The sequence below is a fragment of the Ginsengibacter sp. genome, assembly GCF_057362405.1.
On the sequence record NZ_JBMQQG010000223.1, the window covers coordinates 1 to 14,005 of the forward strand.

General features: G+C 39.3%; 13 protein-coding genes. 2 read left to right on the forward strand and 11 right to left on the reverse strand.

Annotation, left to right across the window (positions count from 1 at the left end):
• The 6 genes from ACO1O5_RS18905 to ACO1O5_RS18930 form a co-directional block, all read right to left on the reverse strand.
• On the reverse strand, positions 1 to 461 hold a 461-nt coding region (locus ACO1O5_RS18905), incomplete at its 3' end, for a nucleotidyltransferase domain-containing protein (protein WP_486273024.1).
• Between the two features lie 131 nt (positions 462 to 592).
• On the reverse strand, positions 593 to 874 hold the full coding sequence (locus ACO1O5_RS18910; RefSeq protein WP_486273026.1) for a DUF4242 domain-containing protein: 282 nt from the start codon (positions 872 to 874) through the stop codon (positions 593 to 595).
• A gap of 64 nt (positions 875 to 938) precedes the next feature.
• Positions 939 to 3,536, reverse strand: a complete 2,598-nt coding sequence (locus ACO1O5_RS18915; protein ID WP_486273028.1) for a helix-turn-helix transcriptional regulator — start codon at positions 3,534 to 3,536, stop codon at positions 939 to 941.
• A gap of 667 nt (positions 3,537 to 4,203) precedes the next feature.
• Positions 4,204 to 5,130, reverse strand: coding sequence for a hypothetical protein (locus ACO1O5_RS18920; RefSeq protein WP_486273030.1), 927 nt, complete (start codon positions 5,128 to 5,130; stop codon positions 4,204 to 4,206).
• A 22-nt stretch (positions 5,131 to 5,152) separates the two neighbouring features.
• Positions 5,153 to 6,187 (reverse strand): VOC family protein, encoded by a 1,035-nt coding sequence (locus ACO1O5_RS18925; RefSeq protein WP_486273031.1) that lies wholly within the window; start codon positions 6,185 to 6,187, stop codon positions 5,153 to 5,155.
• Positions 6,188 to 6,191: 4 nt separating this feature from the next.
• Positions 6,192 to 7,001 (reverse strand): aquaporin, encoded by an 810-nt coding sequence (locus ACO1O5_RS18930; protein WP_486273033.1) that lies wholly within the window; start codon positions 6,999 to 7,001, stop codon positions 6,192 to 6,194.
• 91 nt (positions 7,002 to 7,092) lie between these two features.
• Here ACO1O5_RS18930 and ACO1O5_RS18935 point away from each other — a divergent pair, with 91 nt between their 5' ends.
• Entirely contained in the window at positions 7,093 to 7,647 is a 555-nt protein-coding gene (locus ACO1O5_RS18935; RefSeq protein WP_486273035.1) for a sugar O-acetyltransferase, read from the forward strand.
• A gap of 2 nt (positions 7,648 to 7,649) precedes the next feature.
• Here ACO1O5_RS18935 and ACO1O5_RS18940 read toward each other — a convergent pair whose 3' ends face one another.
• The 3 genes from ACO1O5_RS18940 to ACO1O5_RS18950 form a co-directional block, all read right to left on the reverse strand.
• Positions 7,650 to 8,027: a DUF1622 domain-containing protein gene (locus ACO1O5_RS18940; protein ID WP_486273037.1), complete on the reverse strand. Its 378-nt coding sequence runs from the start codon at positions 8,025 to 8,027 to the stop codon at positions 7,650 to 7,652.
• An 85-nt stretch (positions 8,028 to 8,112) separates the two neighbouring features.
• The gene (locus ACO1O5_RS18945; protein ID WP_486273039.1) at positions 8,113 to 9,702 is read right to left on the reverse strand and encodes an FAD-dependent oxidoreductase; all 1,590 of its coding nucleotides are present in this window, start codon (positions 9,700 to 9,702) and stop codon (positions 8,113 to 8,115) included.
• A gap of 128 nt (positions 9,703 to 9,830) precedes the next feature.
• Positions 9,831 to 10,685, reverse strand: a complete 855-nt coding sequence (locus ACO1O5_RS18950) for an alpha/beta fold hydrolase (RefSeq protein WP_486273040.1) — start codon at positions 10,683 to 10,685, stop codon at positions 9,831 to 9,833.
• A 201-nt stretch (positions 10,686 to 10,886) separates the two neighbouring features.
• On the opposite strand from ACO1O5_RS18950, the gene ACO1O5_RS18955 reads away from it, so the two are divergent.
• Positions 10,887 to 11,507 carry a TMEM175 family protein gene (locus ACO1O5_RS18955; protein WP_486273042.1) on the forward strand — a complete coding sequence of 207 codons (621 nt, stop codon included), beginning with the start codon at positions 10,887 to 10,889 and terminating at the stop codon, positions 11,505 to 11,507.
• Positions 11,508 to 11,732: 225 nt separating this feature from the next.
• Here ACO1O5_RS18955 and ACO1O5_RS18960 read toward each other — a convergent pair whose 3' ends face one another.
• A complete protein-coding gene (locus ACO1O5_RS18960) occupies positions 11,733 to 12,404 on the reverse strand; it encodes a hypothetical protein (protein WP_486273044.1) in 672 nt (223 codons plus the stop codon).
• 7 nt (positions 12,405 to 12,411) lie between these two features.
• On the reverse strand, positions 12,412 to 13,410 hold the full coding sequence (locus tag ACO1O5_RS18965; RefSeq protein WP_486273046.1) for an alpha/beta hydrolase: 999 nt from the start codon (positions 13,408 to 13,410) through the stop codon (positions 12,412 to 12,414).
• Positions 13,411 to 14,005: the final 595 nt, after the last annotated feature.

Here is a 14,005-nt window from a genome sequence, read left to right on the forward strand (position 1 = left end):
AGTCTAAGTCCTTCGTTATAATAAGGCAGCCATTTACTTTGTAATTCTTTAAAATACGGCCCAGCATTATCCATAGGCGCAGCATAACAAATCTGGTTTCCAATTTCAATTTCAAAATAATCAATTGGCTCTCCTTTTTCCAGGCTTGTCGGTTTGTAATTTCCATCAATTATATCCAGGTGCAATTGTGCGAATTGGTTTGACTGTTTGTATTTTAAAAGCACAGGCTGTGTTTCCAAATAGATTTGCCATGAGCTTTTAATATTTATTATTTCAATCTGTGTGGTGTCGGGTTTCGTCAATATCGCAAAGTCAAGGTCACTTTCAGGCACTGCTTGTCCCCTGGCACAGGAATTTACAGCCAGGACTGTGTCCACCTGGCTAGTTGCCTGGAAGTAATCTCTAATTAACCCGGCTGCTTCTTTATGCAGTTTGGTTGGGAAACCCGGTTTGAACGTCATTGTTGATTAGGTATTTTTTTCTTTATCATTGTCACGAACAATTATTGCTACGCTTGTAGCTGACATTAGCCTCTCGCGAAACGATTTTATTTCTTAACCACAACGGAATGCAGTAGAGTAACTGATTGGCATCATCGCGAATCTTTAGCAGTTGCCGGACCTATAACAGCTTTTATTTCTTCAATGCCATCGACGGGAAAATTTCCACACTTTCCATGTTCACGAATGTCGTTTTCGTTGTCCGCTTCGTGAATACAATACATTTTGTTGTCGGTAACAAAGGATTCAACCCAATGATAAGGTTTGCCCATCACGGATATAACGGCATTAGAAGTACTGGAAATGGCCTGTAATTCTTCAGTGGTCATTTTGCCAGCGCCCGGCACGTTTCTTTCAATAATAAACTTTTTCATTTAAATAATTTTAGTTGACTATAAAGCTATCACCCGAACTTTGAAAGCATATAGGGATAATTGCCTATTTTAAAATGCCCAGGCGGACGGCCTCGGTAACTGCTTTCGCTCTTGAGTTTACATCGAGTTTAAAGAGGATGTTTGAAATATGATGGTCAGTAGTTTTTGGAGAAATAAAGAGCAACCCGGCGATTTCTTTATTTTGATTCCCCTTTTGCAAAAGATGCAAAACATCAAGTTCACGATTTGTAAGCTGGGCCGGATTGTTTTTGGTGCTTTCTCTTAATCCTCTTGGAATTTTTTTGATCCCAATAGCCCGCATTTCCATTTTTATTTTTTCTGATATGGCATTAGCACCTAATTGTTGGAAGATTGAGAGTGCAGTTTTCTTATCGACTTCGGTTCCTTCAAATAAAAATAATGCCCGTTGAAAAGGACAGTGCTTTTTTTCCCAAAATTCAGCTGCCTTTTCTAATTTTCCGGAATTAAAGAGCTCATAAGGCTCGTACAAATTGTCTAACACGATTCTATATTTTCTTGTTTTCCACATCCAAAAAGCACACTCACTCTTGCCGGCCAAATCGATTGACTTTTGAATCATATTTTTAATAATGTCCAGTTCGTTACTCTCAACGAAATTTTTTCCGGTCAGCCATTCGTATTCCAATGAAGCAATTAACGACGGAATAATTCTTTGCAACTCCATCATTTCAAAAGCTTTTGTTTTTGCCTGGAGCAGCAGGTTTATAGCGTCTTCATCGCCCCTTCGCATTTTTATTGTTCCGAGTACAATAAGAGCGCCGATTTTAAATCCCCTTGGTTTGTCCTCAGTTTTAAGAAGTAAATCAGCGATGTCGTAAGCATCAATCCAATTACCGGTTTCAAGGCATACGTGTGCTTTCAACGATAGCATATTCAATTTCCAGGAATCAAGATCTCTTTCTTCGCAGTATTGAATGCCATCATCCAATATTTTTTTTGCAAAAACATAATCTCTCATTTTCACCGCATTGCTTCCCAGATTTGAATAAGCCCGGGCAGCATGTTCATGGAAAGAATTTTTTAAGGAAATTGTGAGGCTTTCCTGTAAAAGGGTTACACCTTGTTCTTTTAACAATGGTAAATTCATTTGCACTGAACCAACATTATTCAACGCATGAGCAAGCGCTTCTTCGTCACTTAACTCCCTGGCTATCTCAATCGCTCTTTCTCCCCAGGTGATACTTTCACCAGGCTGATCAAACAACATCTTCAATTGGGACATATTGCTAAATGCCATTGCTTTTGCCGGAGATGAAGGTTGATTCTTCAATAAATCAACGGCCTGCCCGGCAAAGCTTTCAGCATTCTTCCTGTTACTATCGAGCCACCATAAGCGTGATAAAAAACGAAGGCAGTTGCCTGTTTTTTCTGTATTATCTTTCTCTTTTATAAGTTGAAGTAATTTTCCGGTATAAATTATTGCTTCTTTAATTTGATTTGTAAGGTAGCATTCGTAAGCATAAGCCTCATAAAATTCCGATAGTTGATTTTCATCATCATTTTCCGAACATTCGATAGCTGTCAAAAATAGTTTTGAAGCTTCAATGTGGGCTCCCACACAAGCAGCCCGGCGTGCCGCAATGGGTGCATATTTCACCACTAATTTATTTTCGTTTGCATTTTTTGCGTATTGGAGAATGCGCTCAATCTCACCTTCTGCCTCGAAAGACGAAAGAAACAAATCGAGTATTACTTTATTTAATTCGATGCGCTTAAATGGTGAAAGAGACGTTTCGATAGTTCTCCGGTACAACTCATGTTTGAAAAAGATTCTGTCGTTTTTTACGATGATGATTTTTAATGCAAAGCAATGGTCCATTGCCTCGTTCCATGAAGATTTAAGTTTGGCAAAACGATTAATTTCTAATCCTTCGGGAATCACCGAAAATATTTGCCAGGCATGTTTTGTACCCTCTTCCTGCCGATCATACACATCAAGAATAGCATTTTTAATATTTTCCGGAACGCCCGGACTATAACTCGCAAGAATTTCGTTTACGTAAAATGGATTTCCCCCGGAGATGGTAAATACGTCCTCACCATTGTAGCCCCTTGCCATCGCCATATTGTTAACGGCCTCCCTTGAAAGAGGTGTAAGATGCAGCCTTGTAAAGCTATCTGGAGGAAGTTGTCCAAACACATTACGAACGGGAGAATGACCAGTACTTTCATCGTCGCGGAAAGTAAGAATGAAGAGGCATGGTAATTGTGTAATTCGCCTTGCAAAAAATTTTATGAAATCAAGCGTCGCTTCGTCAGCCCAATGAATGTCTTCAAATACAATAATTGTTTTCTGATTTTGATTAGCTAGTTCACGAAACATTGCTGCGAACAATTCGCCTCGTTTTTCAAGGGTTTGGCTGTTTGGCCACAGGTTACCGTTTACCTGCCAGATAATGTCATAAAGCGGCGCAAGCGGACGGGGCGTAACCAATGCGTCGCATGCCCCCTGGTAAATATGGCAATCGTCTTTATGTTCTTTACAAAATACTTTAACCAGGGAAGTTTTACCAATACCGGCTTCACCACTTACAAAGACACAATGCCCTTCACCAAAGGCAATATTTTTAAATTGCGTTTGCAATAATTCCAAAAATCCATCTCGTTCTATCAGTTCCATGTTTCAATTTATAAAATGAGAACATTGGGTTTATAAAATAGGGAACACGCTAAACGCAACAGGAAAGCAAAAGGTTGCTTTGGGCGAAGAATCAATTTTTATCAAATTTAAATTTAATAATTGTGAAAATAAATTTTTGTTACCATGTAGTTCAAGCATATATAAATTCGTAGTGATTCTCAAAAAACATAGGAAAAGAGTTTATACGTTTCTGCATAAGATTCAAATTTTTTGACATCGTGTAAACCGGAATCTGGATTTTATGCCCCTTCTTTTTTTCTTTGTCTGTTGCCGGACATCTATTTATTGATGGTGATGTTACTTTTACAGAATTAGAATAAAATTATGTTACATAAAAGATACGACTACAAAAGACCCTTGACTTTAGTGGTTATTTTTTTTGCTCTTTGTATACGAACAAATTCAATTATTCAGAAGAATGATGAAAGAAACTACGCAGCCACCAACACATACTTTGCAGCTGAAAATAAGATTCAACGACTTCCCGCCAATAACAGCTTTTATTTTGAAAGATCTGTTCTGTATACGCTGTATAATAGTTTGATATTACAATTCCGTAATTAATATTTTCCTGGTAAGACTTTGGAGACAAGAATAATTTTTTGTTTCTGATTTGCCGTATCTTTTTATTGAAGCATAGCTGCTTTTAAAATTTGATTTTGTAATCGAGCGCCGCAACAAAATGGCGGGTTAATCCATCCGGCCTTTTATCTCTAACCACAAAAGGCGCTCCGAATGAAAGTTCAAACCCACTTGTCTTATTCAGCTCATATTGGAGAAACAAATTTCCGTTAATAGTAAATCCGGTTGAACCGACAATTTCTTTTCTCACTTTATTTCCATCGAGATAAGTATCGTTGGCTTCGTGATAAATAGAAAGAAGACTGGGCCTTATTGAAAACTTTTTATTGATGTCGAAGTCGTAGGAGAGCCTTACCAGTACATCACCTTTTCTTGAAAATTCATTGGTGGGTAAGTATTTCGCCGCGAGCGGAATTGAGGAATAATTTTCTGGTAAAAAACTATTGCCGTTGACAGGCTTTAAGGGTTGCTGCACAGCGATGGTTGCTCCGAAGGACTCATGCATAAAGTTCAAACCAAGAACGAGATCTGTGGTGCCCAAACTTGTCTGATAAGGCATCGGAAGAAAAATGCCGTTCTTGCCGGTGTTGGCATCATCGAAAGGAATTTTAAAACCAACCACGAAAGATTTCTGCCATTTCTTTTTTGTGTCGAAGGAATGATTAACGGACAAGAACAAATCACCCGCGCCATTGACGTGGGCAAGTTCACCGTTGATGGCAGTGTATTCAATTTTGCCGGTTAGAGAAATCTGTTTTGCGATAGTTCTTGTGTATTCAACTTCCGATGTGTAATACGAAATTGATCTTTCGCCCTTTCCAAAATTAAAACCAACAACAACTTCATTTTTCGAGCTATCGTTTTCATCAGCCTTCATCGTATTATTTTTAATGGAATGAATGGTACACACCCCTGCATCGCTGCATCCCTGCGCATCAGCATTTAAAGCTGCAATAAATAAAACAAGCGTAAATAAAAATATCTTAGACATAGAGTTGTATTGGTTGTAAAAATTAATTGTGATTCTGGTTTTGTCTTTCGACGATCATCATGGCATGCCCATCGGGATCCTTTACAATAAATGATTTACTTACAGTCTTGTTGGTTTTAATCGTCACCAGTTCTTTTGAAACGAAAGAATAGTGAGCACTTTTTAGTTTGTCATAAAATGTCCTGGCATTGTCGACAATTAAAGTGGTTTGCCAATACCAAAGGTCATTTGCTTTTGTATCCGGAGGATATTGTTTTCCTGCACCCGGTTTTAAATATTGCAGAAACTCAATCCCGGGGCCTGCCGCAGACCGCAGCCCCGTTATATGCAAACTTGCGCCTTCTACATTGTTGAGGTGCTCCTGTTCGGTTCCAAAATTGAAGCTCTCGCCCTTGCGGTCGATACCTAAAATACCTTGATAAAAAGCAAGGCTGCTTTCTGTGTTGCTGATGCCAATAGCAGTATGGTCAATCCCCAGGAAAATTTTCCCATTATTGTCCCGATAGCTATCGTGATGCCATTTCGGTTGCCCTTTTCCTTTTGGAAAATAGATTAGTTCCAAATTGTGATTGTCGGGATCATGAAAATAAAATGCTTTAATGCCTTCAGCTCCGATGATGGTTTTAGGAAGCGTTTGCGGAGCGGTGCTAACGAACTCAACGTCATATTTTTTTAATTGGGCGTATGCTTTTTGCATGTCACTAACTACAATGGCTATGTGCTGAAAGAAAAGGTCGTTGGGTTTTGCATTTTCCGGAATGCTTCTGCCGCCACTGGTTAAATAGTCAGTCAGTTCAATTTGCTCATCACCGAGTTGCATTCGTACTACACGGACATGAAGACCAAATATTCCTTCCAGTTTTTCATAATCTTCACCACTAAATTCGTGGTCACTTACTTTCTTAAAACCTAATACTTCAGCATAAAATTTTACAGATGTATGCATATCTTTTACAGTAAAGCCCGGTGCGTCTACTCTTTTTACTTGTGCAATAATTAATGTGCTAAAGAAAAGAGAAACGCAGTATATAATTCCTATACGTACAAAACCTTTCATGAGTTTAAATTTTATTTGATAAATATTTAGTAATTCCATTTTCATCGACTTCCCCTCGTCTCTTAATAAAAAGAAATGCTTCTGCAGCGCTCAACATTCCTGCAAAGGGGATCAACATATAAATCCAGAAGGCCGTGTAAGTATGTGCAGGAAGCGCGCTGGCAAAGCTTCTCGCAGGGTTCATTCCGAAACCGGATACCGGCCCTGCAAAGATTACATATAGACACACAAAACAACCGGCGATAATTCTAGTATATTTCTTTAGAGAATTATTTTCTGATGTAAACAGAACCATTGTCATCATGATGACGGCGATAATATATTCTGTTATTGCGGCGGCGGTGACACCATCTTTACCGGGGATGGTAACCGCAAAGTTTACTGGTCGAGTTGTTAGTGAATTGCCCAGGAGTGCGGCCATTAGATATACAGCCAGCGTTCCACCGATGAACTGAAAGATGATATAAAAAGAAGCATCCCAGGAACACATTTTGTTCAAGCGTAAAAAGGTAACAGTAACGGCAGGATTTATTTGTGAACCGGAAGGAGCTGTAAACGGAGAATAAAAAATAAGCAACGCCGTGCTACCCATTAACATGCCGGTAATAATATTGCGCAGCATCAAATTATTAATGGCAATGTGAAATGAAGGATCATTACCCCAAAACAAAGCGCTAAAAAAACACGCAGATATCATAAAAATGGCAAGCCCTAATGCTTCCTGCACATAATGAATCCAGTTCTTTTTAAAAGAGGCTTTCATTTGTGTAAGGCCACCCTTACCGCTATGGACTTTTATGGGCATTGCTCTCATGCTGCAAAGAGAAGCATGATTGAAAAAATTAATTGTCGTGCATCTGACGTGACGAATGAATATTTGCCATCAACTTTAAAAAAAAATAAAGATGGCTAAAAGCGAATATCAAAAAATGCTTACCGGCGAATTGTACGATGCGGGCGATGAAGAACTGATGAAAATGCGGATGAAGGCGCGGACATGGATGCAGGAATACAATGCAACAGCTTACGATAGACAAAAAAGAGAAATATTATTGCGACAGATATTGGGCAGGATAGGAACTAACGTTGACGTACAGACGCCTTTTTATATTGATTATGGCTGCCACATTGAAGTGGGTGATAATTTTTTCGCCAATTTTAATTGCGTGTTCCTGGACTGTAATTATATAAGAATAGGCGACAACGTTTTTCTCGGCCCCAATGTACAAGTGTATGCTGCGCATCACCCGGTTATGGCTGTTGAAAGAATAAAAGGTCCTGAACTGTCGTCACCCGTAACAATAAGTAATAATGTTTGGATTGGTGGAGGAAGCATTATTTGTGCCGGTATAACAATTGGGGATAACACAACTATTGGAGCAGGAAGTGTGGTTGTAAAAGATATCCCTTCGAATGTTGTTGCAGTTGGTAATCCTTGTGAGGTAATACGAAATTTATAACGTCAGGCGATGTCTTTCATCATATATGGTTCCCTGATTTCCTCCTTACGCATCGTGTTCATATGTTTTAATTCCTTCTCCAGGAAATAATTGAGTGCTGTTCTTAAAACGGCGATAGCAGCAAGTTTGCCAATGTCATTCCAACTCGGCGCCACCGCAGTCGCCAATACATCTGCTCCTAATAATAATTCGAGGGATACGGCAACCGAACTTCCAAACTGAACGCGGATCTCCTCTTTTGTAATTTTTGAAATCGTTTTTTTGAGAAGGGAAGAATAATTAACCAGGGTTTTAATTACTGCGATTCCAATTATTACAGCTGCAAGAATTTCCACTGCATGGCTTACGTTAATCGTTATTTGTTTTGCTATTTCTTCCATAAACAATTTTTTGAAAATGGCGACAGGAGTAACCTATCGCCATATTTAATCCTAAACCATCTACCATAAAAAATCCAAAGCTATCCTAACAAAATACCGGTTTAAATTCACCAACTGTCTCCTTTTTTATATTCAATACATCGTTTAAAATGTGGTCGCCGACTCTCAACGCATTGGCAGCAATAGTTAATGCCGGGTTGAATGCTCCGCATGACGGAAAGAAACTTGCATCCACTACATATAAATTCTGAACATCATGCGCTTTACAATCCAGGTCGAGTACCGATGTGCTAGGATCAGTCCCAAAACGGCACGTTCCGTTCTGGTGGCTCATTCCGCTGATATCAAGGTCGTAACCCGCCCATTGAATGTCTTTGTATTTATCATCCAGCTCACCAAGTTTTACAAATATTTGCTTCAACTTTTCTTTCAGTTTTTCATAAGCGGTATAGTTGGTTCTTGTATAATACACTTTTATTGAACCATCCTTTTGAATGGTTACACGATTATCGGGCGAAGGCAAATCTTCAGCCGTAAGCCAGAAATCTATGGTCATTTGTTTGAGCTCTTCGTATGTTTTTCCCGGGTAGATTTTTTCGGCGAGCCATAAGATTGTATCGTAATCATTTCTGCCCATGAGCTGTATTTCCCCCAGGGGAAATTCACTGTCTTCAGCACCATGATAAAAATCTGCAAGCCCGAGGCTCTTTTGAAAAACGCAGTCGTTAATCTTTTCTTTTGTAAATGCAACGAGGCAACCATTGTGATGCAGCATTAAGTTTCTTCCAACCTGGCCGCTCGAATTAGCTAATCCATTCGGATACTTTTCATTGGCACTGCGCAGCAACAACGCAGCAGAATTTACGGCGCCACATGCAACGATAACGATGTCAGCTTTGAAAATTATTTTTTCTCCCTTGATATCTGCGTGCACCTTGGAAACACGCTTGCCGCTGTCGTCTGTATCTAGTTTTTCAACATATGCATGCGTCATAAGGGTAACATTTTTGTTTCGCAATGCAGGGCGCAAAGCCATCACCTGGCCGTCAGCTTTGCTGTCTGTGGGATCAGGGAACCCGTCAAAGTTTTCCAACATAACGGGCGCTTCCGTTTCGGTGAAGTCCTGCGGCAATCTAACACCCATGGGTAGCGGAAATGGTTGCAGGCCTATCTGCTCCATTTTGGCATTCAGGTCTTTGATTAAAGGTTCATAGGTTAATTGTTCAAAGGGATAATCGCCAGTCGTCCATGGCTCACTTGGATCGATTCCTCTTTTTCCATGAACACTATATAACTTCTCTGCTGCAGTATAATAGCTTTCCAGCGTTTCATAGCCAAACGGCCATGCCGGCGAAGTACCACCATAATGTTTTATTTCCTGGAAATCTGTTTCCCTGAAGCGGAATAAAGCAGCGCCATACATTTTCGAGTTGCCGCCAACGTTATAATGTATAAAAGGCTTGAAAGGTTTGTTATCCTTATCGTACCAGTTTTCTTTTGGGCGATAGCGGCCATTGGTCACTACTTCGTGCGGATCCCAGTTTTCTTTTTCTTTGGGAATAAATCCACCTCTTTCTAAAATTAAAATCCTCTTGCCACTTTCTGCTAATTTATAAGCCATAGTGCTGCCGCCGCTTCCGGTGCCTATAATGATAATGTCATAATGATTGGGCATAGTATTAATGTTTGATGTACGATGTTTGATGTACGATGTTTACGGTACAAATTGACGTCAAAGTCTGGATACAAATTGTCGCGTGGATGACTGAGAATAGGAATTCGACTTATATTTTGTTTCAGGAATTAATTCAATTCCATCAACACCTTTTTTATGTCTTTATAATTTGTCCATGGAATAAAATGATCTTCACCCTGTAAAGTAATGAGCTCAACTGAAGATGCATTTACCAGGTTGTCTTTAGCATACAATGCGTTTGCATAAGGCACTAACGAATCATGGTTTCCATGTAAAATATGTACACTGCATTTAATTTTAGAAAGCATAACCGGCATCTGTAACACGTCTCCTTTGAAATACATCAGATCATCATTGCTTACACGAAGGAATGCCGGAATAAGATAACGTAATGGTGTATACGCTAAAACATATCTCCACTTTTCACTTTTTTCTTCCTTTGGGTCTACACTCGCGGCCAGCAAAACCAGCCCGTTGACAAGCCCGGGATTATTAGCTGCTACTTCAACAACCAAAGGACCGCCAAGACTATGCCCGACTAGAAATAGCGGCCTGCCTCTTTTCAGCTTATGCAATAATGCGGCAATAATTTCAGCCTGCTTGTCCATATGTTCGGCATTTCCGTAATCACTGAAACCAAAGCCAGGCCTGTCAATGCCGATTAGGTGATACTTGCGCTGCAGGTCATTATCTTTCAGATAATCCTGGAATGCACTCCAACTGCCCGGTGAGCCATGTATGAAAACCAGGGTGGGTAACGTGTCAACTCCCGTGGAAACATAGTGTAGGTTGCAGCCATTTATTTTTTCAGTATGCGTAGTAAGTATTACTCCTGATTTTTTAAAATCTTTAATTGCCGTGGCATCGTCAACCCTCATCTTGTTACATGTTTGGGCGGCAACCATCCAGGAAATAAGAAGAGATAAAATAACCCACTTTATAACGCGGTGCTTCTTTTCCATATAAAAAATAATGAGTGTATTACATCAATATTTGTATTACCATCATCAACACAAAATCATCATCAAAACAATATATTATTTTTTGTATGGTTTGTTAAACAGCCGACACAATTTCTCTATTACTTTTTATACTTTCAGGCTTATAGTTATGCTGTTGTTATTTTAACGAATGTTATAACTTTTGATAATTAAATATTGATTATGGCAAATAATAAGGCGGTTGAAATTCAACATCAAAAAGAAACCACACGTATAGAAACTTTTAGTGATGGCGTGTTTTGCATTGCAGTAACATTGCTGTCGTTAGAGATTGGTGTGGAAGTAAAAGATAATGTAAGTAACAGCGACCTCGTGCATTCCTTAGTCGAACAATGGCCTATTTGCCTTGCCTATGTAATAAGCTTTATAAATGTTTTATTGGCATGGATCGGCCATCACGAATTATTTAAGAAGTTGAACAATACAGATAATTTTGTGATGATAGCCAACGGGCTATTACTAATGATCGTTGCACTGGTTCCTTTTCCCACAAAAACATTAGGTACGTTCCTGCTAACAGGAGCGCTTAAGATTGCAGTGATTTTTTATACCGGTTATTTTGTCCTTATTAGTATAGCATTCAAACTGCTCTGGCACGCCGCATCGCGAAAGAAAGAATTATTAGTTCATGGAGTTACAGATGCGCAGATTAAACAAACAACCAAATATGAAAACATTGGTTTGATCTGTAATATTATTATCATGGCCGTTGCTTTTGTAAACCCCTGGGCAGCACTGGTACTGAGTTTTGTAATGTGGATGTATTGGATATTTTGGGTGTGATGAATAACCTGCCGTATGGAATTCTTTTGCGGTAAATAAAATTGCAATGACAATTATTTCAATATTCTCTTACCGTCAACTTTCGGGATTTAGATGATCTAAAGGAACTACGTACTTCATTGTCTGCTGAAAATAGAATGGCGTAGACGAAGAAGGGGATCATGCTTTTTAGCGGCGCCTGCAGACGGATAATTTAGAATGTGCCGTATAAATGAAGGCGGCATATTACCTGCTAAGCTTGATAGTAAGCCCCAATTGTACAAAAAATGGAACGAGAGGATCGGTTTTAAAATCCTGTGATACGATTTTTCCGCCCTTTAGAAAAACGTCGGCAGGTTTCGTCGAAAACACGGCCTGTATACCATAATACAGGTTGCCGCCGGTTGAAGGCTCGTACCAGCCATCTTTTACGTCCGGGTATAACATTTTGTAGGCAGTTGAATGTTTGAAATGGGTAACAATGGCCTTATCAAAACCGGCTTCAGCCGCTACAGACCATTTGATTTTATAATACCCCGCCGTAGCTGAAAGATCACTTCCAAAATTCAACAAGCGTGCAAAATCATTTTGGTAACGTCTGAAGATACCATGCAACTTCGCACTAAAAAGAAAGTTTCCGATCTTGTAAAATCTTACCCGCCCGCCAATTGTGGTTTTGAAATCATCAAACAGGCTTTTTCCGCTGGGGAAAGAATAATCCACATCGACGATAACAGGCAAACGGGAACGCAGATGGTAGCCATACCCGAGACCGAAAACAAGACCATGTTCTATACCGTCATTAACATGTATGAAATGCTTTTGACTCTCTGCAAGATTTCTCCAATTAACGGTTTGTGCAAAACCATTGCCCGCTTTGCAGAAGAGAAATAAGCTTATGATAATTATTCTTTTCATGTTTGCCTCATTTTAGTGAATTCAGATAATCTAATGCGACCGGATAAAAATTTTCCCAACCTGTTTGAAATGCTAACATGTCGTGGCCGGCTCCGTTCACTTTAAATAGTTCCACATTTGAGAAAGCAGCCGAAACTTTTTGGGCATAGGATAAACCATAAGCCTTGTTATTTTCGCTGTATGCAAACAGTACTTTAGTGTTGAACTGATGAAGGTTGGATGTAAAATCAGGTTTTTGCTTTTCACCGATTTCAGTTAATGCATCAGCAACCACTTTACCAAATCGCCAGAAAGGAGGCACAGCTTCGTTCCCTGTCGGGTTTCCTTTTGCCCCATCTGCTGCTGCTGCCAGTGCATATTTATAATCCAATATTGCCTGTTCATCTGAGTTTCCTGTAATAAACTGGTCAGGGTAGGTTACATCATTGAAAAGTTCGCTTGTTACATTTACATTTCTTGCCCGTTTTAGATAATCCTGTATGTCCTGGTAAACCAAACCACCAGGTTCAGCAAGTATAACGCCATTTATGGCCGCCGGATATTTATTGATATAACCAGTTGCTAAAATGGCGCCCCATGAATGCCCTAATAAAAAAACTTTTTGTGCTGGTGATTTCCGGTAAAAACTTATGATGGCGCTTAGGTCATCGTACATCAACTGCAATGAATAAGAATTTTTTGGATGGCGTTTTGATAAACCGGAACCGCGCTGGTCATAAAAAATAACCCGGTAACCCTGGTTAACAAATTCTTTACAATTTAGTAATGATCGGTAATCAGCGCCAGGCCCTCCATGCAACACAATGATCATGGCGCTATCAGGATTTCCAAATGTTTCGGCATGTAACAGCGTTCCATTAATTGATATGGATGGCAAGCTGGGGTCAAGCTCAACTGTTTTCGGCACCAGGTTGCCCACATCGTTGATCAATTTGCCTTTGGTACATCCTGCTACCAGTAATGTGGAGATGATAACAAAATGAAAAATTATAGCTTTAAACTTCATTGCTTTATTTTTATAACACTATGCAAAAAAACACAAGAACAAAAAAAATAACTGTCAACTAAATGACGGAAAACAACTTTTAAAAAAAACTGTTTGAGAAATGCAACAACTGTCGCTTTGCAGACATATGAAAGGGTGAGGATCAGTGAGATTTATTACAAAATAAGAATGGATAGAGTTTCCGGCATACAATTATAAAGGGAAACAGTGGCCGTAGAAAGATTTAGTGATGAATATTTTGCATTGTGGCGAGATTGCTGCCGTTGGAGTTTGGTGTGGAAGTAAAAAATAATGTAAGTAACGGCGACCTCGTGAATTTTTAGAAGAATGGCCCATTTTGCGTGGCCTACGTGGTTAGCTTTATAAATGCTTTACTGGATGAATCTGGCATTGCGAATTATTTAAGGGTCAACCTGATAATTTGAAACAGTTACCCACATTGGGTTATAAGATGTGAACAGTTATAAAAAAGCCCCACAATGGCACAAAAAGTGCACAAAGTGAGGCAGCAAAATAACTGTTCAAATGTACTACAACCCATTATTTTTACAAACACCTTCCATAGTTGAAGAGGTATTTTATCAAAGTGATTTAG

Excerpts from the sequence above, each read along its gene's own strand:
- ACO1O5_RS18930 (WP_486273033.1), bottom strand. The coding sequence starts at position 7,001 with ATGAGAGCAATGCCCATAAAAGTCCATAGCGGTAAGGGTGGCCTTACA.
- ACO1O5_RS18920 (WP_486273030.1), bottom strand. The coding sequence starts at position 5,130 with ATGTCTAAGATATTTTTATTTACGCTTGTTTTATTTATTGCAGCTTTA.
- ACO1O5_RS18940 (WP_486273037.1), bottom strand. The coding sequence starts at position 8,027 with ATGGAAGAAATAGCAAAACAAATAACGATTAACGTAAGCCATGCAGTG.
- ACO1O5_RS18965 (WP_486273046.1), bottom strand. The coding sequence starts at position 13,410 with ATGAAGTTTAAAGCTATAATTTTTCATTTTGTTATCATCTCCACATTA.
- ACO1O5_RS18915 (WP_486273028.1), bottom strand. The coding sequence starts at position 3,536 with ATGGAACTGATAGAACGAGATGGATTTTTGGAATTATTGCAAACGCAA.
- ACO1O5_RS18955 (WP_486273042.1), top strand. The coding sequence starts at position 10,887 with ATGGCAAATAATAAGGCGGTTGAAATTCAACATCAAAAAGAAACCACA.
- ACO1O5_RS18960 (WP_486273044.1), bottom strand. The coding sequence starts at position 12,404 with ATGAAAAGAATAATTATCATAAGCTTATTTCTCTTCTGCAAAGCGGGC.
- ACO1O5_RS18925 (WP_486273031.1), bottom strand. The coding sequence starts at position 6,187 with ATGAAAGGTTTTGTACGTATAGGAATTATATACTGCGTTTCTCTTTTC.
- ACO1O5_RS18945 (WP_486273039.1), bottom strand. The coding sequence starts at position 9,702 with ATGCCCAATCATTATGACATTATCATTATAGGCACCGGAAGCGGCGGC.
- ACO1O5_RS18950 (WP_486273040.1), bottom strand. The coding sequence starts at position 10,685 with ATGGAAAAGAAGCACCGCGTTATAAAGTGGGTTATTTTATCTCTTCTT.
- ACO1O5_RS18935 (WP_486273035.1), top strand. The coding sequence starts at position 7,093 with ATGGCTAAAAGCGAATATCAAAAAATGCTTACCGGCGAATTGTACGAT.
- ACO1O5_RS18910 (WP_486273026.1), bottom strand. The coding sequence starts at position 874 with ATGAAAAAGTTTATTATTGAAAGAAACGTGCCGGGCGCTGGCAAAATG.